This is a genomic window from Amphritea sp. 1_MG-2023, assembly GCF_030547545.1.
GTDB lineage: Bacteria > Pseudomonadota > Gammaproteobacteria > Pseudomonadales > Balneatricaceae > Amphritea.
Map to the genome: position 1 here is coordinate 79,804 of NZ_JAUOQE010000011.1, position 23,626 is coordinate 103,429.

The 23,626-nt window shown below is 47.6% G+C and carries 21 protein-coding genes; 16 read left to right on the plus strand and 5 right to left on the minus strand.

Features of this window, described 5'->3' with window-relative positions:
* Positions 1 to 118: 118 nt before the first annotated feature.
* Complete coding sequence (locus Q4488_RS08205; protein ID WP_303579992.1) at positions 119 to 784, minus strand: TorF family putative porin; 666 nt, start codon at positions 782 to 784, stop codon at positions 119 to 121.
* A 382-nt stretch (positions 785 to 1,166) separates the two neighbouring features.
* On the opposite strand from Q4488_RS08205, the gene Q4488_RS08210 reads away from it, so the two are divergent.
* From Q4488_RS08210 to Q4488_RS08250, 9 genes are all read left to right on the plus strand, one after another.
* Positions 1,167 to 2,651 carry an aldehyde dehydrogenase gene (locus Q4488_RS08210; RefSeq protein ID WP_303579993.1) on the plus strand — a complete coding sequence of 495 codons (1,485 nt, stop codon included), beginning with the start codon at positions 1,167 to 1,169 and terminating at the stop codon, positions 2,649 to 2,651.
* 436 nt (positions 2,652 to 3,087) lie between these two features.
* A complete protein-coding gene (locus Q4488_RS08215) occupies positions 3,088 to 4,482 on the plus strand; it encodes a sigma-54-dependent Fis family transcriptional regulator (RefSeq protein WP_303579994.1) in 1,395 nt (464 codons plus the stop codon).
* A gap of 575 nt (positions 4,483 to 5,057) precedes the next feature.
* Complete coding sequence (locus Q4488_RS08220; protein ID WP_303579995.1) at positions 5,058 to 6,098, plus strand: TRAP transporter substrate-binding protein; 1,041 nt, start codon at positions 5,058 to 5,060, stop codon at positions 6,096 to 6,098.
* A complete protein-coding gene (locus tag Q4488_RS08225) occupies positions 6,098 to 6,709 on the plus strand; it encodes a TRAP transporter small permease subunit (RefSeq protein WP_303579996.1) in 612 nt (203 codons plus the stop codon). Before Q4488_RS08220 ends, Q4488_RS08225 begins: the two co-directional genes overlap by 1 nt.
* Positions 6,699 to 8,039 (plus strand): TRAP transporter large permease subunit, encoded by a 1,341-nt coding sequence (locus Q4488_RS08230; protein WP_303579997.1) that lies wholly within the window; start codon positions 6,699 to 6,701, stop codon positions 8,037 to 8,039. Before Q4488_RS08225 ends, Q4488_RS08230 begins: the two co-directional genes overlap by 11 nt.
* Positions 8,040 to 8,073: 34 nt before the next feature.
* Positions 8,074 to 8,847 carry a 3-hydroxybutyrate dehydrogenase gene (locus Q4488_RS08235; protein WP_303579998.1) on the plus strand — a complete coding sequence of 258 codons (774 nt, stop codon included), beginning with the start codon at positions 8,074 to 8,076 and terminating at the stop codon, positions 8,845 to 8,847.
* Positions 8,848 to 9,236: 389 nt separating this feature from the next.
* Positions 9,237 to 9,896 carry an NADPH-dependent FMN reductase gene (locus tag Q4488_RS08240; RefSeq protein WP_303579999.1) on the plus strand — a complete coding sequence of 220 codons (660 nt, stop codon included), beginning with the start codon at positions 9,237 to 9,239 and terminating at the stop codon, positions 9,894 to 9,896.
* Positions 9,897 to 10,010: 114 nt separating this feature from the next.
* Positions 10,011 to 10,346, plus strand: a complete 336-nt coding sequence (locus Q4488_RS08245; protein ID WP_303580000.1) for a 5-carboxymethyl-2-hydroxymuconate Delta-isomerase — start codon at positions 10,011 to 10,013, stop codon at positions 10,344 to 10,346.
* 164 nt (positions 10,347 to 10,510) lie between these two features.
* On the plus strand, positions 10,511 to 11,977 hold the full coding sequence (locus Q4488_RS08250; protein ID WP_303580001.1) for a DASS family sodium-coupled anion symporter: 1,467 nt from the start codon (positions 10,511 to 10,513) through the stop codon (positions 11,975 to 11,977).
* Between the two features lie 96 nt (positions 11,978 to 12,073).
* On the opposite strand, the gene Q4488_RS08255 is transcribed toward Q4488_RS08250, so the two are convergent.
* The 3 genes from Q4488_RS08255 to Q4488_RS08265 all read right to left on the minus strand — a co-directional run bounded on the left by Q4488_RS08255 (position 12,074) and on the right by Q4488_RS08265 (position 15,365).
* A complete protein-coding gene (locus tag Q4488_RS08255; RefSeq protein WP_303580002.1) occupies positions 12,074 to 12,895 on the minus strand; it encodes a LuxR C-terminal-related transcriptional regulator in 822 nt (273 codons plus the stop codon).
* Positions 12,896 to 13,062: 167 nt separating this feature from the next.
* Entirely contained in the window at positions 13,063 to 14,442 is a 1,380-nt protein-coding gene (locus Q4488_RS08260) for an aspartate aminotransferase family protein (RefSeq protein WP_303580003.1), read from the minus strand.
* A 215-nt stretch (positions 14,443 to 14,657) separates the two neighbouring features.
* On the minus strand, positions 14,658 to 15,365 hold the full coding sequence (locus Q4488_RS08265; RefSeq protein ID WP_303580004.1) for a GntR family transcriptional regulator: 708 nt from the start codon (positions 15,363 to 15,365) through the stop codon (positions 14,658 to 14,660).
* A gap of 299 nt (positions 15,366 to 15,664) precedes the next feature.
* Between Q4488_RS08265 and Q4488_RS08270 the strand changes: the two genes are divergently transcribed.
* The 7 genes from Q4488_RS08270 (at position 15,665) to Q4488_RS08300 (ending at position 23,081) form a co-directional block, all read left to right on the plus strand.
* The gene (locus Q4488_RS08270; RefSeq protein ID WP_303580005.1) at positions 15,665 to 17,005 is read left to right on the plus strand and encodes a glutamine synthetase family protein; all 1,341 of its coding nucleotides are present in this window, start codon (positions 15,665 to 15,667) and stop codon (positions 17,003 to 17,005) included.
* Between the two features lie 273 nt (positions 17,006 to 17,278).
* A complete protein-coding gene (locus tag Q4488_RS08275; RefSeq protein ID WP_303580006.1) occupies positions 17,279 to 18,370 on the plus strand; it encodes a polyamine ABC transporter substrate-binding protein in 1,092 nt (363 codons plus the stop codon).
* Positions 18,371 to 18,516: 146 nt separating this feature from the next.
* Positions 18,517 to 19,698, plus strand: a complete 1,182-nt coding sequence (gene potA / locus Q4488_RS08280; RefSeq protein WP_303580007.1) for an ABC transporter ATP-binding protein — start codon at positions 18,517 to 18,519, stop codon at positions 19,696 to 19,698.
* The gene (locus Q4488_RS08285) at positions 19,695 to 20,651 is read left to right on the plus strand and encodes an ABC transporter permease subunit (RefSeq protein WP_303580008.1); all 957 of its coding nucleotides are present in this window, start codon (positions 19,695 to 19,697) and stop codon (positions 20,649 to 20,651) included. Before potA ends, Q4488_RS08285 begins: the two co-directional genes overlap by 4 nt.
* A complete protein-coding gene (locus Q4488_RS08290) occupies positions 20,651 to 21,466 on the plus strand; it encodes an ABC transporter permease subunit (RefSeq protein ID WP_303580009.1) in 816 nt (271 codons plus the stop codon). Before Q4488_RS08285 ends, Q4488_RS08290 begins: the two co-directional genes overlap by 1 nt.
* Positions 21,467 to 21,605: 139 nt before the next feature.
* Positions 21,606 to 22,319 carry a glutamine amidotransferase gene (locus Q4488_RS08295; RefSeq protein WP_303580010.1) on the plus strand — a complete coding sequence of 238 codons (714 nt, stop codon included), beginning with the start codon at positions 21,606 to 21,608 and terminating at the stop codon, positions 22,317 to 22,319.
* Between the two features lie 57 nt (positions 22,320 to 22,376).
* Complete coding sequence (locus tag Q4488_RS08300) at positions 22,377 to 23,081, plus strand: type 1 glutamine amidotransferase (protein ID WP_303580011.1); 705 nt, start codon at positions 22,377 to 22,379, stop codon at positions 23,079 to 23,081.
* Positions 23,082 to 23,314: 233 nt separating this feature from the next.
* Here the strand turns inward: Q4488_RS08300 and Q4488_RS08305 are convergent, their stop codons facing one another.
* Entirely contained in the window at positions 23,315 to 23,521 is a 207-nt protein-coding gene (locus Q4488_RS08305) for a cold-shock protein (RefSeq protein WP_091353016.1), read from the minus strand.
* Positions 23,522 to 23,626 lie beyond the last annotated feature (105 nt).

Consider the following 23,626-nt stretch of genomic DNA (forward strand, 5'->3'; position numbering starts at 1 on the left):
CCGCTGTTGCTCGAATAAAAAAGGGCCATACAGGGGATACTGTATGGCCCTAATGATTAGACTTGAGAAGGGTATCAGGCCTAATCATGTGAGTCTGATTGACTCGTCGGTTTACACCTTAGAAAGTACGTGAAACCGTGAAGACAACCGTATCATCGTCGTAATCATCGGTTTTTGCCCCTTTGATATCGTTTGTCAGGTAAGCCACGGATAGATCAAGGCCCGCCGCGTCGCCGGATAAACCGATAGAGTAATCTTCATAATCGTTGCTGTAGGCATCACCAAAGGAGTGGCCTGCGTGCAGATCAAGCGACACAGCATCGTTGATACCATAGCTATAATCGACGCCTAGGTAGTGAGACTCGTCACCTGAATTGGCGTAGTCATCAGCAAATGCATAGCTGAAAGCGAAGTCGCCATAGTACAGGCTAGTGATTAACTCTAGGTAATCATAGCTTTCGCCGCTATAACCGGAGTAGGTGTAGTAGGCGGCCATCACATCATAAGACAGAGCATCGTTGATATCGTTGCCGTAACCAACATAGTAATCGATCTCTAAGTTGGCATCATCATCAAAATCAACATTACTGCCCCAAATACCCGCATAAACGCCGTTATCAAACCCAACATCTAAGCTGCCTTGTACTGCAGGATCCCCCATTGTTTGTGACAGACCATGAAAACGATAATCATTGGTGAATGACACAGTGCCTGATACATCAGCCGCTTGTACCGCGGTGCTTAGCGTCATCGCGGTGACTAGGCCGGTAAAAATCTTCTTCATCGGAAATACCTGTGCTTTTTTTATGGCCCTTGATTATCAGGAATATTAGCGGTTAAAGGATATCCCCCTAAGTGCATACCTATTACGAGGTATATAGGGAGTATCGAATTTGAATATCGGCATTGCTACCCCCTAGGGCATATAGCCGCCAATAGTCTTGGCTGCTTATACTGACGGATATTAAGTTTAGGCGCTGTGTTTAACCGGCTAATACATCTTCTTATCGATTGGAATTAAGTTGCTGTTTAAACCATTGTGCGCTGAGTAAAGGTTGGGCTTGTACTGATTGAGAGCCTGAAAACTGAGCCGGGATAAACGTCCGGCGATAACAGAGTGACGTGTTGACGGCTGTCGTGAACAGAGAGTGTGGAGAACAAAACCAATGAAAAGCTATTCGGAATGGCAAGCGCTGAGTAAAACGTTGACATTGCATCATCAGGCTTATATTGATGGTCAGTTTCAGTCTGCCGTCAGTGGTGAAACATTTCCCTGTATTAACCCGGCAACTGAAAACGTGCTGGTCAATGTGGCGAGTTGTGATGAAGCCGATGTAAATCTCGCCGTGAAGGCCGCTCGTGACGTGTTTCGTCGCGGCGCTTGGTCTGAACTGCACCCGCGAGAGCGTAAACAAGCGATGTTGCGCTGGGCCGACCTGATTGAGCAGCATCAGGATGAGTTTGCCTTACTCGACACCTTAGATATGGGGAAGTCGATCTCGGAGATGGTGAATATTGATGTGCCTGATGCGATTGATTGTATTCGTTGGACAGCCGAAAGCATTGATAAAGTCTATGGTGAGATCGCGCCAACAGGTCATGATACGTTAGCCATGATTCATCATCAGCCAGTGGGAGTCGTGGGTGCTATCACGCCTTGGAACTATCCACTATTGATGGTGAGCTGGAAGATAGCACCCGCCTTAGCCGCCGGTAATTCGGTGGTACTCAAACCATCGGAGAAGTCCCCGTTAAGTGCCCTGCGTCTAGCAGAACTGGCCGTTGAAGCGGGCATTCCTGCGGGTGTTTTGAATGTGTTGCCGGGCTTTGGTCATACCGCAGGTAAAGCCTTGGCGTTACATATGGATGTTAATGTTTTGGCATTTACGGGCTCTACCCACGTGGCGGGTATGTTGATGGGTTATGCCGGTGAATCCAATATGAAGCGAGTGTGGTTGGAAGCCGGCGGTAAATCGCCGAACTTGGTGTTTGCCGATGCGGATATTAAAGCCGCAGCAGCGGCCTCGGCAGCAGCGATCTTCTGTAATCAGGGTGAGGTGTGTATCGCCTGTTCTCGTTTGTATGTCGATAAAAGCATTAAAGATGAGTTTGTCGCGGCCTTGGTGGAAGCGGCGAGTCAGTTTCAGCCGGGTGATCCGCTTGACCCAGCCACCACGATGGGACCCATGGTCGATGGCACTCAGTTGGCAACGGTAGCGCGTTATATTCGTTCCGCTCAAGAAGAGGGCGGTCAGATTATTATGGGGGGCGTGCCTGACTATCAAGAGGGTCAAGGATTCTTTGCTAAGCCGACCATTGTCGATGGTGCTCACAACGATATGACCTTTGTTAAAGAGGAGATCTTTGGACCGGTGTTAGCGGTCTGTGAGTTTGACTCAGAGGAACAAGCGATCGCATTGGCGAATGATTCTGTCTATGGCCTAGGTGCGGCCGTGTGGACACAAAATCTGTCCCGCGCTCATCGCGTTAGTCGTAAAATCGAGAGCGGCATGGTGTGGGTGAACACCTGGGGAGAGGGCGATTCTACAGTGCCATTTGGTGGCGTTAAGGCCTCGGGTAATGGACGTGATAAGTCACTACATGCGTTAGAAAAATACACCGATATTAAGAATGTTTTGATCCGCTTATAACGAGCAGTCTGAAGCGTAATGACGTGTCATTGATCAGTTTATGGTTAGCTGCAATTTAATTCACAAGGGCCGATGTTAACGCATCGGCCTTTTTGGGTTTTGATGTCGTTATTGGTCTTTTTAATTGCCAATGATGAGTCATTAAGAGATTAACTTTTTGCAGTATGTGGACTGTTTCGTTGAATATGCTAGGTTTTCTTTTTTTGAGTAGGTTAGAATTATCGTTTGATTTGCCGGGCCGTCAGTGGTCAAACGGTGAACAGCGCGGGTGTGAAGGCTTCAATACTCGACCGATTTTAATCATAATCGGAGCGAGTACTTAACCCTCTGTTATTTCGCTATCACTCCGTAGAGCGCAATCGTGATATGCCGATACTCACGCTGTTTAAGCGTGCGTCTGTGGCTAAGTCTTCTTATTTTTGAATGAGCTAAATTGATGAATATGCTGCTAAACAGAGACCTTAACAGTTTAAATCTAGCGTTAGATGCGTTAGATGAGTGGGTTGTCGTGGTTGATCATGCGGCGAATATTCAATTTATTAATCAACCTTATGCGCACTTCCTTGGTCTTAAGCGGGAAGACGCTTATGGGCGTTACGTCGTCGATGTGATTGAGAATACGCGTATGCATCGTGTGCTTGAAAGTGGTGAAGAAGAACTTTCGAGATTACAGGAGATACGCGGACGGCATATGATTGCTAACCGCTATCCTATTCGTCAAGCGGGTAACATCGTCGGTGCCATTGGCTTTGTGCTCTATCACGATACGCATCAGTGGCAACAAATAAATACGCAAATCAAGGCGTTAGTATCCGATTTAGATTACTACCGTCGAGCCCTCAATAAAGAGCAAACCGGTGCTCATTATCACCTTAATGATTTGATCGGACGAAGCCCGGCGATTCAAAATGTAAATGAAAAAATCAAAAAAGTGGCGGGCGGCGATGCCTCTGTGTTGATTCGGGGAGAGTCCGGTACCGGTAAAGAGCTATATGCGCATGCCTTGCACTTATTATCGGAACGCTCCAAAGGCCCCTTCATTAAGATTAACTGTGCCGCTATTCCTGAACATCTATTGGAATCGGAGCTATTTGGTTATGCAGAGGGGGCTTTTACTGGGGCTAAGCGTGGTGGTAAGCAGGGAAAATTTCAATTAGCGGATAAAGGCACGCTGTTTCTCGATGAGATCGGGGATATGCCGTTGAGTATGCAAGCCAAGTTACTGCGGGTATTGCAAGATCGTGAAGTCGAGGCGGTCGGTTCTAATCGCTTAGTTAAAATCGATGTGCGTCTAGTGACGGCGACACATCAGCCATTAGAAAAGCGGGTCGAATCTAACGCGTTTCGTGAAGATTTATATTATCGTATCAATGTGGTCTCCGTCGCGCTGCCGCCTCTGAGAGATCGGCGTGAAGATATTCCGGCACTGGCGGAGCATTTTCTGACTCGCTTAGCCAACCGTACGGGACGACGCGCACCTAAATTGACGGTCGATGCATTAACGCGGATGTTGGAATATGCTTGGCCCGGTAATGTACGTGAAATGGAAAACGCTATTGAGTCGGCCTTCTATCTTAGTCAAGGCTATAAAATTTCATTACAGGCATTACCCGCTGCTTTAACGGAAGGGATCGAGATAACCGATACTCGCTTCGATCAAGGTACCTTAAAGCAGCGTTTAGCATTGGCCGAAAAAGAGATTCTTGAACAGATGTTGGTGGCGTGTAAAGGTAATCGACAGCAGGCAGCTAAGCTGCTGGGGATAGGTAAAACAACGATTTATGACAAATTAGTTCGCTATCAGTTAGCCAGCGAATCATTTACTAATTAATCTTGTTTAGCCTGCGATCAGTGGCGAAGCCTAGTGAGCTAAGCCTGTTAGATTGAGGCTGTTAGTTAAGCATGGCATTCAAGCCTCTCTTGAATGATAAATTCTCTTGAGTTGGGCTGCTCAGCGTTGATCTCATGCATTAATCTCGTCACTCCATGACGCCTCATTGTTTATCTCTGTCATAGCGTCTCATGGCCTGCTAGGGCAGCCTTGAGGGAGCGATTTAGTAGCGGCGGTGTTGGCTGTTCTCGGCTTGATAAGCGGTTGTAATCACCACGCTGTGTGATCCAAATAAGGTGTAACCCTCATTATTTCCTGTTTTTAGGAATCATTCCTGTTTTTCGGACGCCTGTGTTTGGTGGGCTGTAGCTTGGTTCGCTTATTAATTCCGGAAAATAGGACGTTATCGAGCTTTTTCGGCTAGGACGATTCAGTCTAGATGATAGAGGTTTCTTTTAAGTTATTGATTTGTATTGATTTTATTTTTTTGGCTTAGGTGTTGCTTTAGCTACTCGGCTACCCATCTACAGGGGTTAGCAATTCCTAGAATAATCATAAAAATTAGGATTGATATCATGATTAAAAAACCATTCGTTGCTGCAATAGCGGCTGCGACTATCGCGCTATCGACAACCTCCTTCGCTGATGGCCCAAAGCGTATTGATGTGGCGAGTACCTTTGCGACTAACAATTTCTTAGGTGCCGGTGCTCAGTATATGGGCAAGCAGATTAAGGTCGCTTCTGACGGAAAAATAAACTTTCGCGTCCATGAGCCGGGTGATCTGGTGCCGGCTTTTGAAGTATTTAATGCGGTATCCACCGGTGCCATCGATGCTGGCTGGGATTGGATGGGCTATTGGGCCGGTACCATTCCTCTACTGAACTTGTATGGCGCACTGCCGTTTGGTCCAACCCCTGAGGCCTTTGCTTCGTGGATGTGGGCGGGTGACGGTACTAAATACGTTCAGGCGGCTTATGATGATTACAATATTAAGGTTTTGCCTTGCTTCGTCTCACCTCAAGAAACCGGCGGCTTTTATAACAAAGAGATTAACTCCGCCAGCGATTTTGATGGTCTACGCTTCCGTATCTCTGGGTTAGGTGCGCGAGTGCTTAACAAGTTTGGCGCTTCGACTCAGTTAGTGCCCGGTGGTGAAATATTCCTCGCACTGGAACGTGGTCGTATCGATGGTGCAGAATTTTCCGTACCGCAGGTCGATGAAGTAATGGGCTTTAATGACATTACTAAATACTACTACTTCCCGGGCTGGCATCAGTCTGCAAGTTGGTTCTCTCTGATCATCAATAAAGATGTGTGGGCTAAGTATAGTGAGCAGCAACAGCAGCAATTCCAAACGGCTTGTCAGTCTACATTAGCCTGGTCTATGACCTCGTCGCCACCCGAGCAGATGCGTGCGATTGCGCGTCTGGAAAAGAAAGAAGGCTTCGAAGTTCGACGCTTCAATGATGCAACATTAGCGGAGCTTGAAGGTGCTTGGAATGAAGTCCTCGCTGAAGAGATGATCAATAATCCAAGCTTTAAAGAGGCTTATGAATCATTGATGGCGCATGCCAAATTGATTGATGGTTGGTACGAATTACAGGAGCTAAAATAATGAAATACGCCGCACACGTAAAAGTGGCGGCGGTCCTACATCAAATCTCTCAACCCCTTATCGGGGTGGGAGTTTGGGTGGGACGGTTGACGAGCTGGCTGGTGCTGGCTGTCATCGCCGCGGTCATGACAACAATCATCATGAATGTGTTGGGTATGAATGAGCTGTTGCGTTGGGAGAGTGAGGTGTTTCTGTTTAAAAATGCTTTCACCATCAACTCAGCGACCGAGTTACAGTGGTACCTTTATGGGATTCTAGTCCTTTTTTCATCAACCTACGCGCTACATACCAACTCTCATGTAAGGGTTGACCTGTTATATCATCGTTTTTCCCCTCGAGTTCAGCACCTAGTGGATGTGCTGGGTCATCTGTTTTTATTAATTCCTTTCTGTCTTATGGTTGCCTACCTTTACTGGCCACAAGTGATGATGAGCTTTAATTCTGGAGAGCAGTCAAATTTTGGAGGTTTAACGGACCGGTACATCATTAAAGGCGCGTTATCGGTTGCCTTGGCTTTTATGGCTTTAAATGCACTGGGCCGAGTTTTCTATAGTCTTTCAATCGTCTTGGATCCTACACGAGCAACCAAGGAGCCTTTCCATGTTCATTGAATACATGCTGCCTATACTCATGGTGGTCTGTTTGTTAATCGGTATATTTACCGGTTATCCGGTTGCCTTTGTACTGGGTGGTCTGAGTATCATCTTTTCTCTCATCGCCGATGTTCCGCTGCCGTATCTCGGTATGATGGGGTCGCGTATTTTTGGTGGCGTGGTTGAAAACTGGTTGTATATTGCTATTCCACTTTTCGTTTTTATGGGTTTGATGCTCGAAAAGTCAGGTGTTGCCAGCCGTCTATTGCTGACGTTGCAAAGGCTGTTTGGTCAAGTGCGTGGGGGGCTCGCCATCTCGGTTGCGTTATTAGGGGTGGTCATGGCGGCAAGTACCGGCATCGTCGGTGCTTCCGTTGTTATGCTGGGCATGTTAGCGCTGCCGGTGATGCTGAAGCAAAACTACAAGGAAGAGATGGCCTTGGGTGTGGTGGCGGCTTCGGGGACCTTGGGCATTCTCATCCCGCCTTCGATTATGCTGGTGCTCATGGGCTCTATCATGCAGGTATCGGTCGGCGATCTGTTTAAGGCGGCCTTGATCCCTGGGTTGATGCTCGGCGTGCTGTATATTGCCTTTATACTGATAACCGGTTGGCTTAAGCCTAACTGGATGCCGCTGGCCGACTCGGATAGCTTAGAGGTGGATACAACCCCGTTACCCATTGCGTTGTTGAGAGATCTCGTAGGGCCAGTGTTTTTGATGGTTGCTGTACTAGGTTCTATCATGAGTGGTATTGCAACCCCAACAGAAGCGGCAGCAATCGGTGCCTTGGGGGCTATCATCTTGGCGCTGTTCGGGCGGAAGTTGGATTACGTCACCTTGCGGGACGTTTGTTATGACACCGCTAAAAGTACCGCGATGATTGTCTTTATTGTCGTTGCGGCAACGACCTTCAGTCTCATTTTCAAAAAGTTGGGCGGCGACTACTTGATCATGGATTTTGTCGATTCAATCGGCTTGGGGCCTTATGGCTTGCTGTTATCGATCATGCTAATGATTTTTGTGCTCGGGTTTTTCTTAGAATGGATAGAGATTAGTTATGTTGTTTTGCCGTTGTTATTACCGGTGATCAGCTTGCTCGATTTTGGTATGTCATCTCAGGCCACCTTAGTGTGGTTTGCGATTCTGATGGCGATTAACTTACAGACTAGCTTTTTAACGCCGCCCTTTGGGTATGCTCTGTTTTACTTAAAAGGTGTTACCGATGGCAGTGTTAAAATAACCACGATTTATCGATCGATCATTCCTTACGTACTGTTACAGGTGACGGGCCTCATACTCTGTATCGTTTTTCCAGCCATTATTCTTTGGCTACCGGGTCTATTATGAACGTGAATATACTGTATTAAAAAAGGTGAAGAAAATGGCTGGAAAGCGAGTACTTATTACTGGAGCAGCTAAAGGAATTGGCTTTGAGGTTGCGAGCGCGTTTTTAGAGGAGGGTGATCGTGTGGCCATTCTCGACTATGATCAGCAAGGATTAGCCGAGGCACTGGATCGTCTTGGCGGGGTTGGCCCTGATCGATTTGGCGTGGCCTGTGATGTCACCGATGAGGCCGCCTTGCATAGCGCCGTTGATCAAGTGATTGAGCAATTTGGTGGCTTAGATGTTTTAATCAATAATGCCGGCGTGCAGTATGTTGCGCCGATAGAGGATTTCCCCTCCGATAGCTATCGTAAATTGTTAGATATCATGCTGGTAGCACCCTTCTTAATCATCAAACACATTTTCCCCGTAATGAAGCAGCAGAAGGGGGGGCGTATCATCAATCTCGCTTCTATTAATGGGTTGGTGGGGTTTGCCGGTAAGGCGGGTTATAACTCAGCAAAACATGGCGTCATCGGTCTAACCAAGGTAGCGGCTTTAGAGGGGGCTGAGCATGGCATTACCGTTAATGCGTTGTGCCCAGGCTATGTGAATACCGAGATGGTGCGGGGTCAGTTAAATGATCTGGCTAAGTCGCGCAATGTGCCGTTGGAAAAAGTGTTAGAAGAGGTTATCTATCCGTTGGTGCCTCAGAAGCGTTTGTTAGAACCTCGTGAAGTGGCCGACTACTGCTTATTTCTCGCCAGTGGTCGCGGTCGTGGCATTACCGGTCAAGCGGTGGTGATTGATGGGGGGTATACGGCTCAGTAATAATCGCCGATTCACTCGATGGCATACGCGGCATCTTCAGGCTGTCGCGTATGCACTCGCCTCATTGTTAGCGTACTCTCGCGCTTGCTGTTTGATTCAATGGCGTCTCCGTCGCGTCGTTGACAGCCCTACCTGATTTCTCTCATTCCTCGGCTATGATGCGCCATGTTTTCATGGGTATAGCGAAGCCTGCTTTGATTACTTCATCGCATCACTTAAACAGCATTGCTGAATCGAATAAGCCCGTCGGATAGCCTATAATCAACCTCATTTAGCCTATCATTTAATAGGTAGTTAGATGCATTGCTAGGCTTATCGTATTGTCAGTCTACTGATCTTATCTGATCAGTCTTAGCGCTGAGCTATTTCACCTCAATGGAGTTATATCGATGAAGTATCTGGTTTTTCTAGGTTCGGTACGTGATAGTACACCGCCTCGGCCTGCACGCCTGGGGTTGCGGGTTGCTAAAGCTTGTCTCGCCTGCCTGATGGATCGTCATGCGGAGCATGAGATAGAACTGGTGGATGCGTTGGATTATCCATTGGACAGCGTGTTTAAGCCGCACTTTGCGTATGCAAAGCATAAAGCACCCGCGGCGCTGAATGCATTGGCTGCGAAAATAGAGGCGGCTGATGGCTTTATCATGATTAGCCCTGAATATAATCATTCGATGAGTCCGGCGTTGGCTAACTTATTAAATCACTTTGCTAGCTCGCTGTTTGCTTATAAACCAAGTGCTATCGTGACCTATTCTGCTGGTCAATGGGGTGGTATGCGGGCGGCTGTTGGCATGCGAACGTTCCTGTCTGAATTAGGTTGTTTACCGGTGTCGGCCATGATTCATGTGGCGAAAGCGCAAACGGTTTTTTTAGCCGATGGCTCAGTGCAAGCGGGAGAAGATCAGGCGGCTTGGTTTGATTATTTCGATCGTACTTGGTTGCAATTAGGTTGGTGGGCTCAGGCAGCAGCGGTGCATCGAGAGGCCGTTGACCCGCATCAAATACTCGAAAGTTTCAAAACCAGCCCTTCAGAGCGAAACGCGCCATAGGGTGATGTTAGCCACGCCGATGGAATCGATCGCGCTTTAACATTAACCAGCGATACCGGTAGGTAGGCGCAATCCTCTGCGGCTATTGAGGTGTTGTAATAACTAGGAGTGGATATGCCACATTGTATTGTTGAGCACTCTGCCTCATTAAATGGCGAGGATTTGTTGCCATTGGTGTTTCAGGGGGCTTTGAATTCAAATCTATTTGCTGCTGATGGCCGTGATATTAAAGTGAGAGCGCAAGCCTACCGCGTTTATCAAACGGGTAATACGTCGAGTGATTTTATTCATGTGGTATTGAAGATCCTATCAGGCCGAGAAGAAGCGGATAAACAAAAATTGTCGCTGCTGGTGCTAGAAGAGCTCTGTGGGTTAAATTTAACCGCTTGCTCTATCACCGTTGAGGTGATCGATATGGATCGTGATAGTTATGTAAAGCTCGTGACTTGAGCGAGTATTGAGAGGGCTCTATTGATATTTTTCAAGTGTAACAATGTTTTAGGTTAGTGCGCTTAAAACTGCTCGATGTCATTAGCTTGATGCTTATTATCAGTTATGATGAAGTTGAGGTCGTTTTGATGTCGTGATGTTTTTTTAATTGTAAGGAAGTTGTAATGAAAGGCGCTGAAATTCGAGTTATTCCTGGGCTGATCGCTATTGCCATCATTCTATTGCTTTGGTTTGTGGTTTCGCCTCCACAAGGGGTGTCTGTAAATGCATGGCAGTTACTGGCTCTATTTGTGGGTACGGTGGTTGCTATTATCGGTAAAGCCATGCCTATTGGTGCAATTGCTATGTTGGCAATCACCTCAGTCGCCATCACGGGCGTAACGAATGATAGCCCTTCTGGGGCGATTAAGGATGCTCTAAGTGGCTTTTCGAATTCATTAATCTGGTTGATTGGTGTGGCGATTATTATCTCCCGAGGTTTGGCTAAAACCGGCTTAGGCAGTCGTATAGGTTATCTTTTCATCGCTTTATTTGGTCGCAAAACCGTGGGTATTGGCTATGCGCTGGCGCTATCCGAGTTGGTTATTGCGCCGGTGACTCCCAGTAATACGGCCCGAGGTGGTGGTATTATTCATCCTATTATGAAGTCTATCGCTAGCAGTTTTGGTTCATCGCCAGAAGCGGGAACGTCGCGCAAAATTGGCCATTACTTGGCGTTGGTGAATTACCATATCAACCCGATTACCTCGGCGATGTTTATTACTGCGACCGCGCCGAATCCTTTAATCGTTAAGCTGATTGCTGACGCGACGGGGGCGAATATCAGTATCACCTGGGGCACTTGGGCGCTGGCGGCGTTGTTGCCTGGGTTGGTGTGTATCGCGCTGGTGCCGTTGGTGGTGTATTTCGTTTATCCACCTGAAATCAAAAGCACACCCGATGCTAGAACCTATGCTCAGTCTAAGCTGATGGAAATGGGGCCTATGTCCTACGGTGAGAAGGTTATGATCAGCGTATTTGCGCTGCTGCTATTTTTATGGGCGGGTGTGCCTGCCATGATATTAGGTGCTGATTATGCGGTTAACACGACCGCGGTGGCGTTTTTAGGCTTGTCTATTTTATTGGTTAGTCGCGTCTTAAGCTGGGAAGATGTGCTGAAAGAGAAGTCGGCGTGGGATACGGTTGTTTGGTTTTCGGCGTTGGTGATGATGGCCACTTTTTTGAATAAATTAGGCTTAGTTACGTGGTTCTCGAGTGTGATTGAGACCAACATTGCTCAGTTGGGACTCGATTGGATTGTCTCTACTATCATTCTGGTCATCGTGTATTTTTATGCGCACTACTTTTTTGCCAGTACAACCGCACATATCACCGCGATGTTTGCCGCTTTTTATGCCGCGGGCTTAGCTTTGGGTGCGCCACCCTTATACTTGGGTTTATTGTTGGCCGGTGCTTCTTCATTGATGATGTCATTAACCCATTATGCCACGGGTACTTCACCGATTATTTTTGGCTCTGGTTATGTATCGATGGAAAACTGGTGGGTGATGGGCTTTATTATGAGTATTGTTAACTTGATTGTTTGGGGTGTTGTTGGCGGTCTGTGGTGGAAAGTACTCGGTTATTGGTAGCGGCGCTGTTGATACACGGTTGTGAAGAAGCAATAGGGCAGCACTGGAGTTGCCCTTTTTATTGTGCTTTTGGCCTATTGATATCGAGTGCTAAGTTTAAAAGTTGGCGGCAGGGTCGAGTGCTTTTAGATGGGCAAGAAACAGCGTAAAAATATCGGATTGAGTCGATGTGTTGAGCCGTGTATGGATGTTTTTACGATGCACTTTGACGGTGCCTAGGCTGATGTTGAGATGGTTAGCGATGGCTTTCGATGAATGGCCCTGCAGAATCAGACCGGCGATCTGTTGCTCTCGCGGCGTCAGTACACCGCTACCAAAGGTACCGATCGCCTGATTCATGGCGCCTTCAGATTTTTCATATTTGACGAATTCTTGTGATTGTGACAGCCAAAATTGTCGCACAATGGATTTAATGACAGGATAAATGTCGTTGAGGCGGGTGAGTTCTGCACGTGTAATCGTGCCTCGATTGGTTCGACGTCCTAGAGAGAGGGTACAGCTAACTTTGGGGGCGAGTTCGATCACCATGTTGATCTCATCAATGAGATCAAACTCCTTGTAGCAGCTTTGATAATACTCGGTCGTTTCAAAGCTATCGGGAGCGATATCGGTGAGTCGGCTGACACCTTCACCGAGATGACCGTTTTGAATCGCATTAAACAGTGGGTCGAGTATATAGGCTCGATTGAGGTAGTTGTGCAGTGTCAGGCTCTGTTGAGCGGGATCGGTCGGGTGAATAATGATCGGTTTAAGTGACTTTTTGAAGGTGACGAGCAGCATGGTATCGAAATGGCACTGCGTGGCGAGAAATTTTTCCAGCATGCCGCCGAAGCTGGGTAAGCGCGTCGTATCGATTAGCGCAGCAAGCTCTTTTTGCCAGCTATCGCTAGCTGTATGTGTTGCTCGGGAACTTTGCATGTCTTGCCTTATGGAGTGATAGTTAAGTTAAGTAAATAGACCTGGCGGCATAAGTAACCGCTGCGTGAAAGGGAAGACTCATACCGCTTATAGGCACTGCTTGGCCGCCAGATATCAGAAGTTTAACGGCCCATGGTGGTGCATGGGCTCACTCGATCAGTTGCCGCTTAGCTCACCGATTTAAGTGTTAAGTCAAAGCATAGGCGTATCTTATCGCACAGCTCATCGACTTCGGCATGGCTGATGATCAGCGGTGGTGAGAGCACCATACGGTTACCGACAGCGCGCATAATAAGACCATTGCTAAAGCAGTGCTCACGGCAAATCATGCCGATATCGAGATCATCACTATATACTTCCTTGGTGGCTTTATCTTTTACCAATGCGATACCCGCCACAAGGCCAACCCCTTCGATATGGCCAACCAGTGGATGCTCGCCAATGGCTTCCCGCAGCTTTTGCTGGAAGTAAGGGCCAATATCCTTAGCAACATAATCGATGATATTGTCTTTTTTCATCAGTTGGATGTTCGCAATCGCAACAGCCGCAGCCACCGGATGGCCAGAGTAGGTAAAACCGTGGTTAAAGTCATCATCGTGTTCGATAAAGGCGTTGGATATGCGGTCACCAACGGCGACGGCGGCAATTGGTAGATAACCAGACGACAGTCCTTTCGCCATCGACATAATATCAGGCATAAAGCCTAAGGTTTCACAGCCGAACCAACTGCCGGTGCGGCCAAAACCACAGATGACTTCATCGGCAACCAACAAAATATCGTACTTGGTACAGATCTTTTGAATTTCACTCCAGTAGTTAGCGGGTGGCACAATGACACCGCCAGCCCCTTGAATGGGTTCACCCACAAAGGCGGCGACATTATCAGGGCCGACTTCGAGAATTTTCGCTTCTAAGGCGTTGGCACAAGCGATGCCAAACTCCTTTTCGGTCATATCACCGGCTTCGCCATACCAGTAAGGCTGACGGATACGAGCTATGTTTGGTACCAGTGGGCCGCCTTGGTTGTGCATGCCGCTCATGCCGCCGAGGCTGGTGCCGCCGATGGTGCTACCGTGATAGGCATTCTCGCGGGCAATAATAATATTACGGTAGGACTTGCCCTGTATCGACCAGTATTGACGCACCATACGTATAATTGTATCGATCGCTTCAGAACCTGAATTGGCAAAGAAGATGTGATTGAGATCACCAGGCGTAACGCTGGCAATCTCTTTAGCGAGTTGGGCGACCGGTGCATGAGTGGTCTGAAAGAAAGTGTTGTAATAGGGCAGCTGCTGCATCTGTTCGTTGGCCGCTTCAATCAGTTCAGTACGCCCATAGCCCATGTTGACACACCATAACCCTGCCATGCCGTCGAGAATCTTATTGCCTTCGCTATCCCACAGGTAGACACCATCGGCATGGCTGATAACGCGTGCGCCTTTTTTATTCAGTGCGCCAGTGTTGGTAAAAGGATGCATATGATGATCAGCATCGAGAGCCTGCACATCTGCAGTGATGGATGAGTTATTAATATTATCGAGCATCGATTCTCTCCGTATCCGTTACCTGTTAAGCAACAGGTAATGCCGGTGATTAAAATATTTATACGATTCACAATGATGGTGCGAATCAATTTTGTGATCACTATTTTGTGATCACAAAAATACAAAGTCAATTAAAAAATGTTCATGCGATAAAACTGTCTGTGCGCGAGGGGCTATTCGCGGGCTATTTATGCATTGATAGTGTCAAAGCGGGTTTAATGCCCTGCATTTTCAATGAATGCGTGAAGCATTTCAGGGGTGCCTGCAAAGGCGATGCCCTCGCGGATATCCGCAGAGATGGCGACCTGTAAAGCATAGGCATCTTTTTTCTCGATCGCGGCCATAGCTTCATTGTGTCGGTCAACGAGGTAGTGTTCATCTAATTCGTTAGTGGCTAGGCGCATAAAGGGGCCGAGTTGCAGCCAGAGGCTTTCGATCAGAGGAAGAGTGACTTGATGAGGGTTGGCTGTGTAGAGCGCGCGGTGAAAATTCTGATTGAGCAGGCTGATCTGTTCGAGGTTGCCGGCCTCTTGTGCCGCGTCAATTAGGTTGTCTAGGGTACGCAGTTGATCGAGAAGGTCGCTGTCAATATAGGGGAGTGCACGGGCGGCGGCATGGGATTCAATGGCGATACGTGCCTCACACAGTTCGTTGAATTTCATGGCCGTCATATTGGGCACCATGACCCGGCGATTACCTTGAATTTCGAGGGCATTTTCCGCCGCCAGTTGCCGCAAGGCTTCACGCACCGGCATGGGGCTGACATCCATGATGCCGGCGAGTTCGCGGATGGTGAGCGCTCTGCCTGGCAGGATCTCACCATACATAACGGCATCGCGTAGTGTCTGGTATACCCACTGAGTGATAGTTACAGCGTCATTGCGCTCAGTTAAGGTAATCTTAATCGGAGATTTCTTGTCCATAATCAAAACAGGTTCTGGCCTTATTTCTGTCGGGAACCTCTAAACAGGTTCTCTTGTTTTAATGAGATCACTAAATAGGTTACACGACTCTTTTAACAGAAGTCGATATTGACCGCTATAAAAAAATGTGATCACATTGATATATTGTTTGTGATCACAAAAGATAAAACGCAATCATCCGATTGCAACGCTGCGTTGTCGCTCTGTATGGAGTACATAATCAGTCGGTTTGGCTTTTTATGCAGCACTGATACGACCTTTGATTCAGAGGTTAAAGGTTTCGAGAGAGAATCTTACATATGTTTAATAATGAAAAAGATAAAGAGTTTGATCTGTTTATAGCCGACCTAAACGGTAACTTGCGGGGTAAGCGGTTGCCTGCGAGCGCTGCCACTAAAGTGTTTGAGGAAGGCGTTAAGCTGCCTCGCTCGGTGTTAGGCTTTGATTTCTGGGGTGATGATGTTCTCGATAATGGTTTAGTGTTTGAAACCGGCGATATGGATGGTATCTGTATGCCGGTGGGTGAAAGTGCTATTCCGGTGCCTTGGGCTGAAGAGCCACGCGATCAAATTCTGGCAACGATGTTTAACCCTGATGGTACGCCGTTTGGCTGTGATCCGCGGCAGGTGTTGGCCGGTGTGGTTAAACGTTTTAAAGCGCTTGGTTTAACGCCGGTGATGGCGACTGAGCTGGAATTCTATTTGATGGATGGGCAGTCTGAAGAGACGCAGCGTCCCCGGCCACCGATCTTATCTGAAGGACATGGTCGTCGTTTGAGCGAAACGGATTGCTACTCGATTGATGAAATGGATGGTTTATCAGCCTTTTTTGCTGAAGTGCGCGAGGTGTGCGAAATACAGGGTGTGCCAGCGGATACGATTATCTCTGAGTTGGGTCCGGGTCAGTTCGAGATTAATTTGATACATGTGAATGATCCGCTGTTAGCGGGTGATCAAGCCATCATGTTTAAGCGCTTGATCAAAGGGATCTCACGTAAGCATGGTTATTCATCAACTTTCATGGCCAAGCCTTATACCGACAAGAGCGGTAATGGTTTCCATGTGCATTTCAGTCTGCTAGACGAGGCGGGCAATAATATATTTGATAATGGTGGCGACGAAGGGACTGACATGCTTAAAAATGCAGTCGCCGGTCTGATGCATACGATGTCTGACAGTATGCTCATTTTTGCGCCGCACTTAAATTCGTATCGCCGTTTTATGGCGGGTGCTCATGCGCCGACTTTTGCGAGTTGGGGCTATGAAAACCGTACCGTGGCGATCCGTGTGCCTGAAAGCCCTTGTGTTGCACGGCGTATCGAACATCGAGTGTCGGGCGCTGACGCTAACCCTTACCTTGTATTGGCGGCGGTGTTAGCAGGGGCGCTGTACGGTATTGAGAATAAGCTGATGCCGCCGGCACCGATTGAAGGGGATGCTTATACTGAAGGCGATCAAGAATTGATATTGCCGAATAAGTGGGATGTGGCCACGGAACTGTTTGCTGAGAGTCGCGTCCTTGAAGAGTACTTAGGCGAGGAGTTTGTTCGGGTTTTCTCGGCTGCGAAGCGACAAGAACAGCGAAAAATAAGCGAGCAGATCTCTGATATAGAATATGAATCTTATCTTGGATTGCTGTAAATAATTGATTATTAAGGAATGATTGTTCATACCCATTGGGGGGTATATAGACAACAGGGAGGTTGAAGTACATTTTTATGCGTGGCAGAAAATACTGCTACAGTAATGAGAAGCTTGAGAGCTGCTTTCTTGATCAGAGGAGGCGGCCATGACAATAACAACAAAAAAGTGTGGCTCTGATGAGCGCCGTAACGCGGCCACTTAAAGAGTTAATGCTTGGATTATGTCACAGCGGATGCTGAAAATCTAAAGCGCTTAAATTGGAGTGAAATAATGAATCCTAAGAAACTTGGTATTGCGGCTGCATTGGCGCTAACGGTTTCATCGACGACTTTTGCAGAAGAGTCAGTGGTAAATTTTTATAACTGGTCTGACTACATCGCGCCAGAAATTCTCGAAAATTTCACTAAAGAAACCGGCATCAAAGTTAATTACGATGTTTACGATTCCAATGAGGTACTTGAAGCTAAGTTGATGTCTGGAGGGGCTGGCTATGATGTGGTTGTGCCGACAGGTTCGTTCCTTGAACGTCAGGCTCAGGCGGGTATTTATGCTGAGATTGATCACTCTAAATTGAGCAATTATGGCAACCTTGATACGGTGATGCTGGATAAAATTGCGCGTCATGATCCTGACAATAAACACAATGTGCCCTATGCGTGGGGTACTATTGGTTTAGGCTTCAATATTGATTTAGTAAAAGAGCGACTCGGCGATATGCCGATTGACTCTCTGGATCTGATTTTTAAACCTGAATTAGCGGCCAAGTTACAGGATTGCGGTATTAGCGTACTTGATTCACCGGCTGAAGTGGTTTCAATTGCGCTCAACTATCTAGGTTTAGATCCTAATTCAGAGAGTAAAGCCGATCTCGCCAAAGCTAAAGCGCTGTTAAGCTCGGTACGCGATAACTATCGTAAGTTTTCCTCGTCCGCCTATATCTCGGATTTAGCGAATGGTGATGTGTGTGTGGCATTAGGCTATAACGGCGATGTCTTGCAAGCCCAAGGGCGCGCGGAAGAAGCCGGTCAGGGTGTGAATATCGATTACGTTATTCCTAAAGAGGGGACTTTGGTTTGGTTTGATCTGTTAGCGATACCTGCAGATGCGCCTCACAAGGATGCCGCTTATCAGTTAATTGATTATATCCTTCAAGGAGAAAGTGCCGCCGCCATTTCAAACTATGCCTACTATGCAGTGGCTAACAATGCTGCTAAGCCGATGCTGTTAGATGAGGTAGCGAATAATCCGGGTATTTACCCATCGGAGGCTGTTAAAGCTAATCTGTTTACTCAAAATGCTCATGCCGCTAAATTTGATCGCTTATTGACGCGCACTTGGACCGGGATTAAAACGGGTCGTTAAGTTAGCCATGCAGCTGTGAAGTTATTTAGCTTACTTTCGGTTTAGCAACATCAAATGATCACGGTGGGTGCTAGTCGAAGGTTCGAACACTAATTCGCTGAGCTTGTGTTTGGGCTTGGTTTATGAAGAAGTACTAGGGTGTAGTTATGAGTGCAACAAGCATGATTGAAACGTTGAGTGATAGTGACACTGTGCCAGCGGCGTCACTCTCTGAGCAATCGGTATGGAAGCAAGAGGGCGCAACGCCCTTTCTGCGCATTGAGAATGTCAGTAAAAAGTTTGGTGAGTTTACTGCGGTCGATAATGTCTCGCTGAATATTTATAAAAACGAACTATTTTGCTTATTAGGTGGCTCAGGTTCAGGCAAAAGTACCCTGTTGCGGATGTTGGCGGGTTTTGAAGCGCCAACCAGCGGTCGTATTATTATCGACGGGGTGGATATGGCGGGTATCCAGCCTTGGAAGCGGCCGGTGAATATGATGTTTCAGTCGTATGCCCTGTTTCCTCATCTATCGGTTGAAGAGAATGTTGCTTTTGGTCTTAAGCGAGAAGGGTTGGGTCGTGCCGAGGTTAAGCAGCGGGTTAATCAGATGCTTGATATGGTGCAATTGGGTCATCTCGGTAAGCGTAAGCCGCATCAGTTATCGGGTGGTCAGCGGCAGCGTGTTGCCTTGGCGCGTTCACTGGTTAAGCGGCCAAAATTACTGTTGCTGGATGAGCCGTTAGGCGCGTTAGATAAAAAGCTGCGAGAAGAGACGCAGTTTGAGTTGATCAATATACAGGAAGAGCTAGGCGTTACCTTTGTGGTAGTGACTCATGACCAAGAGGAGGCGATGACGTTGGCCACTCGAATCGGTGTAATGAATCATGGTGTGATCGTGCAAACGGCCGAACCTCATGATGTTTACGAATATCCCAACAGCCGTTTTGTTGCTGAGTTTGTGGGCTCTGTTAACCTGTTCGAAGGGCGCGTGATAGAAGAGCAATCAGATTTCGTGAGGATTCGCTCGGCGGAAGCGGATGCGGTGCTTTATGTGAACCATGGCATTAGTTGTGCGCCGAATCAAAAGGTGCATATGGCGGTGAGACCGGAAAAGATGCGTATTAGTCGGGAGCAGCCAAAGCAGCAGGAAAACTGCGTTTGTGGTGTGGTCGAAGAGTATGCTTATATGGGGGGCTTAACAGTCTACCGCGTCCGTTTAGCGAGTGGTAAAGAAGTCCGCGTGACGCAACCGAATATGTCGCGATCCAGTAGTGAGCGTTTCACTTGGAAGGATAAGGTTTACCTCTATTGGGACTTTGATAGCAGCGTGGTACTGACGGCATGAGCACTCCAACAGGTTCTGCCTGGCTGGCTGGCTCCGGTTCACGCCTGGCAAAGTATAATTTTTTTAAACGCGTTAACTGGGGGCGAGTATCAGTCTTCTCTGTGCCGACCCTGTGGTTAGCCGTGTTCTTCTTTATTCCCTTTTTGGTGGTCTTTAAAATCTCCCTCTCGGAGACCGCTATTGCTATACCGCCCTATACGGCGTTGCTCGATTGGAATGCTGAAGATGCACTTATCAGCCTCAAGTTAAATCTCGGTAACTATTTATTCTTATTTGAAGACACGTTTTATCTCGATGCCTACCTGAGTTCAGTTAAAATTGCGGCCGTCTCGACGTTTTTCACCTTGTTGATCGCCTTTCCAATCGCTTATCAGATGGCGCGTAGTCAGCCTGCAACTCGTGCGCTGTTGTTGTCACTGGTGATACTGCCTTTTTGGACCTCCTTTCTATTACGGGTTTACGCCTGGATGGGGTTTCTGAAAAAGAACGGCTTAGTGAATGAATTTCTCATGGGGGCCGGCATTATCGATCAGCCGTTGATCATGCTCCAGACTGACTTCGCCGTTTATATCGGTATCGTTTATACCTATCTGCCGTTCATGGTTTTACCGCTGTATAGCGCCCTCGAAAAGATGGATATGACGCTACTGGAAGCGGCTGAAGATTTAGGCGCGCGTCCTGTGACGAGTTTCTTTTTGATTACCGTGCCATTGGCGGTGCCGGGCATTATTGCTGGCTGTGTGCTGGTGTTTATCCCTGCGGTGGGTGAGTTTGTTATCCCGGCATTGTTGGGTGGTTCAGATACCCTCATGATTGGGCGGGTGTTATGGGATGAGTTCTTTCTTAATCGTGACTGGCCGATGGCCTCAGCGGTTGCCATCGTGATGTTGATCGTACTGGTGTTGCCCATCATGTTGATCCGCAATAATCAGGGTAAAGAGGAGAGCGTCTAATGAAGCGCAGGTCATTATTTTTAAATACTACCGCGAGTATGGGGTTTATTTTCCTTTACGCGCCAATGATTGCGCTGGTGGTATACAGCTTTAACAAATCGAAGCTGGTCACTGTCTGGGGTGGTTGGTCGTTGAAGTGGTATGGCGAACTATTTCGTAACGAACAGATTATCGATGCGGCTTTACTCAGCTTTAAGATTGCCTTTATCAGTGCCAGTGTGGCGGTTGTGTTGGGGACGATGGCGGGCTTTGTCTTGAGTCGTTTTACTCGATCTAGAGGCAAAATGCTGCTATCCGGTTGGATTAGCGCCCCCTTGGTGATGCCGGAAGTGATTACCGGGCTTTCACTGCTGTTGCTGTTTGTGGCGATGGAAAGCGCTTTTGGTTGGCCGGCGGGTCGTGGCACGAGTACGATTATTATTGCTCATGTGACTTTTTGTATGGCGTATGTGGCCGTGATTGTACAATCACGTTTGTCGCAAATGGATGAAACCTTGGAAGAAGCGGCGATGGATCTTGGCGCGAAGCCTTCCTCGCTGTTTTTTCTGGTGACATTGCCGCTGATTATGCCGGCGATCATCTCGGGATGGTTGCTCTCATTTACATTGTCATTGGATGATCTAGTGATTGCTAGCTTTGTCTCTGGTCCGGGTAACAGTACTCTACCGATGGTCATCTTCTCCAAGGTTCGTTTAGGGGTATCGCCAGAAGTGAATGCGTTGGCCACCTTAATGATTGCGGTTGTGGCGATTGGCGTGACGGCGGCGATGTGGCAGATGCGCCGTCAGGCGAAGATGCTGGAGAAGCAGCCATAAAGAGGGTGTCTAAACATTTTCGTATAGACATGGTGGATCGATATTGAGTGACTCAGCACGATTGATAGATTCTGCGGACGATATAGTCATCAATTGTGCTGAAGATGTTCGGTTGATAAGTAGTAGGTGGAAGCGAGTGATGAAGATAGGTATTTTGGCAGCCGGTATTACGCCTGATGAGTTGCTGGGCCAATATGGCTCTTATGCGGGAATGGTTGAGCAGTTGTTTGCGTTGCTTGACGTGGATTTCGAATATCGTGTATTTGATGTTCGAGAAGGCGTTTTTCCTGAGAATGCTCAGCAGTGTGATGGTTGGGTGATTACGGGTTCAAAATATAACGTTGATGAGCAGCGGGACTGGATGATCGCTCTGAAAAAGCTGATTCTAGAGATCGATGCTTGTCATCGTCCGCTAGTGGGTATCTGCTTTGGGCATCAGATTATTGCTGAAGCGTTTGGTGGTAAGGTCGATGCCTATCAAGGAGGATGGGGGGTCGGCCTGCATCGTTATCAGTTGGTTGGCGATAACGACTTTATTAAAGAGCCGGCTGATCACTTTGCGATCAGTGCGATGCACCGCTATCAAGTGATAGAGAAGCCCGCTAATGCCCGTACCTTTGCGACGTCTGAATTCTGTCAATACGCGGGCTTGGTGTATGGTGATCGTATTTTTACCGTGCAGGCGCATCCTGAGTTTAATCTCAGCTATGAAACGGCATTGGTACAGCTGCGCAAAGGCGAGGTTATTCCTGATGCTGTCGCCGATGAGGGGTTGGCCGAGCTGCAAGCGGAAGGCGCGGCGACGGATTCAAAGCAGGTCGCTCGTTGGATGGCAGATTTTTTACTGCGCTAATATTCAATGATGAATTTAAACCGCCATTCTGGCGGTTTTTTTACGTTTGGAGGGGTCATGAAGATCGGTATTCTAGCCGCGGGCACGAACGAGGGTGAGCTGTTAGCGCGTTTCGGTTCGTTTGCGCAGATGACTGAAAAGATGTTGGCATCGACAGGTTTTAGTTTTGTAACCTGGGATGTTCACCTAGGCGTGTTTCCTGATGCGGCTGAGCAGTGTGATGCTTGGGTGATTACGGGTTCGCCCGTGAGTGTTTATGACGATCTAGCTTGGATCGCACCGTTGGAGCAATTGATTCGGGAGATTGATCGGCGTCAGCAGCCGTTGCTTGGTATCTGTTTTGGTCATCAAATTATTGCGCAGGCACTCGGCGGTCGAGTGGCAAAAGCCGATGCAGGGTGGGGATTGGGGGTTGATTGCTATCTGTCAACGATCTCCGGTGTACCGCACTTCAGCGATGAGGCGCTGCAGCTGCATGTGATTCATCAAGATCAAGTAGTCGTGTTGCCTGAAACGGCAGAGGTGTTGGCGGGGTCTGAGTTTTGTCCTAATGCCGTGTTACGGTATGGTCAGCATATTCTCACCCTGCAAGCACATCCTGAATTTAGTCTCGACTATATGCAGGCATTGTTAGTCGCCATTACACCTAAGTATATTACCGAGGTTGAAGCCGAGCAGGCGTTACGCTCTCTCGCTTATCAGCGGGCTGATGCGGAGCCGGTGATTAGTGAAATGATGGCGGTGCTTAAAGGAAGCTATTAAAGGAAGTTCTTAACGGTAGTGGTTAAAAATAGCGCTTAAAGGAAGTTTTTGGAGAGAGTGCTTAAGGGCGGAGCTTGATATTGTGATGCGTTTTGCTTGCTAGTGCGTATGGTGTTGAATGATGCGGGGTTAGGTGGGGAGAAGAGGTTAAATCGCAGATACAAAAAAGGCTTGATATAAATCAAGCCTTTCTCTGGTAGCAACAGATCAATGATCTGCTAGCTTAAGCGGTCTTAGATGGCAACGATGTTTTCTGCCTGTGGACCACGTTGACCTTGAGTTACAGAGAACTGTACCTGCTGGCCTTCTTCAAGAGTTTTGAAGCCATTGCTCTGGATTGCACTGAAGTGTGCGAATACGTCAGGGCCGTTTTCTTGCTCAATAAAACCGAAGCCTTTGTCAGCATTAAACCATTTAACAGTACCGGTTACAGTAGCCATGTTAGTTATCCTATTTTATAAATAATGTTTAGCCATCAAAGATGGCCGATGATGCAGGAATTTTTACTATACATTATGGAAACAGGACGAGAAGCTGAAACAGGA

Excerpts from the sequence above, each read along its gene's own strand:
- Q4488_RS08205 (WP_303579992.1), bottom strand. The coding sequence starts at position 784 with ATGAAGAAGATTTTTACCGGCCTAGTCACCGCGATGACGCTAAGCACC.
- Q4488_RS08210 (WP_303579993.1), top strand. The coding sequence starts at position 1,167 with ATGAAAAGCTATTCGGAATGGCAAGCGCTGAGTAAAACGTTGACATTG.
- Q4488_RS08215 (WP_303579994.1), top strand. The coding sequence starts at position 3,088 with ATGAATATGCTGCTAAACAGAGACCTTAACAGTTTAAATCTAGCGTTA.
- Q4488_RS08220 (WP_303579995.1), top strand. The coding sequence starts at position 5,058 with ATGATTAAAAAACCATTCGTTGCTGCAATAGCGGCTGCGACTATCGCG.
- Q4488_RS08225 (WP_303579996.1), top strand. The coding sequence starts at position 6,098 with ATGAAATACGCCGCACACGTAAAAGTGGCGGCGGTCCTACATCAAATC.
- Q4488_RS08230 (WP_303579997.1), top strand. The coding sequence starts at position 6,699 with ATGTTCATTGAATACATGCTGCCTATACTCATGGTGGTCTGTTTGTTA.
- Q4488_RS08235 (WP_303579998.1), top strand. The coding sequence starts at position 8,074 with ATGGCTGGAAAGCGAGTACTTATTACTGGAGCAGCTAAAGGAATTGGC.
- Q4488_RS08240 (WP_303579999.1), top strand. The coding sequence starts at position 9,237 with ATGAAGTATCTGGTTTTTCTAGGTTCGGTACGTGATAGTACACCGCCT.
- Q4488_RS08245 (WP_303580000.1), top strand. The coding sequence starts at position 10,011 with ATGCCACATTGTATTGTTGAGCACTCTGCCTCATTAAATGGCGAGGAT.
- Q4488_RS08250 (WP_303580001.1), top strand. The coding sequence starts at position 10,511 with ATGAAAGGCGCTGAAATTCGAGTTATTCCTGGGCTGATCGCTATTGCC.
- Q4488_RS08255 (WP_303580002.1), bottom strand. The coding sequence starts at position 12,895 with ATGCAAAGTTCCCGAGCAACACATACAGCTAGCGATAGCTGGCAAAAA.
- Q4488_RS08260 (WP_303580003.1), bottom strand. The coding sequence starts at position 14,442 with ATGCTCGATAATATTAATAACTCATCCATCACTGCAGATGTGCAGGCT.
- Q4488_RS08265 (WP_303580004.1), bottom strand. The coding sequence starts at position 15,365 with ATGGACAAGAAATCTCCGATTAAGATTACCTTAACTGAGCGCAATGAC.
- Q4488_RS08270 (WP_303580005.1), top strand. The coding sequence starts at position 15,665 with ATGTTTAATAATGAAAAAGATAAAGAGTTTGATCTGTTTATAGCCGAC.
- Q4488_RS08275 (WP_303580006.1), top strand. The coding sequence starts at position 17,279 with ATGAATCCTAAGAAACTTGGTATTGCGGCTGCATTGGCGCTAACGGTT.
- potA (WP_303580007.1), top strand. The coding sequence starts at position 18,517 with ATGAGTGCAACAAGCATGATTGAAACGTTGAGTGATAGTGACACTGTG.
- Q4488_RS08285 (WP_303580008.1), top strand. The coding sequence starts at position 19,695 with ATGAGCACTCCAACAGGTTCTGCCTGGCTGGCTGGCTCCGGTTCACGC.
- Q4488_RS08290 (WP_303580009.1), top strand. The coding sequence starts at position 20,651 with ATGAAGCGCAGGTCATTATTTTTAAATACTACCGCGAGTATGGGGTTT.
- Q4488_RS08295 (WP_303580010.1), top strand. The coding sequence starts at position 21,606 with ATGAAGATAGGTATTTTGGCAGCCGGTATTACGCCTGATGAGTTGCTG.
- Q4488_RS08300 (WP_303580011.1), top strand. The coding sequence starts at position 22,377 with ATGAAGATCGGTATTCTAGCCGCGGGCACGAACGAGGGTGAGCTGTTA.
- Q4488_RS08305 (WP_091353016.1), bottom strand. The coding sequence starts at position 23,521 with ATGGCTACTGTAACCGGTACTGTTAAATGGTTTAATGCTGACAAAGGC.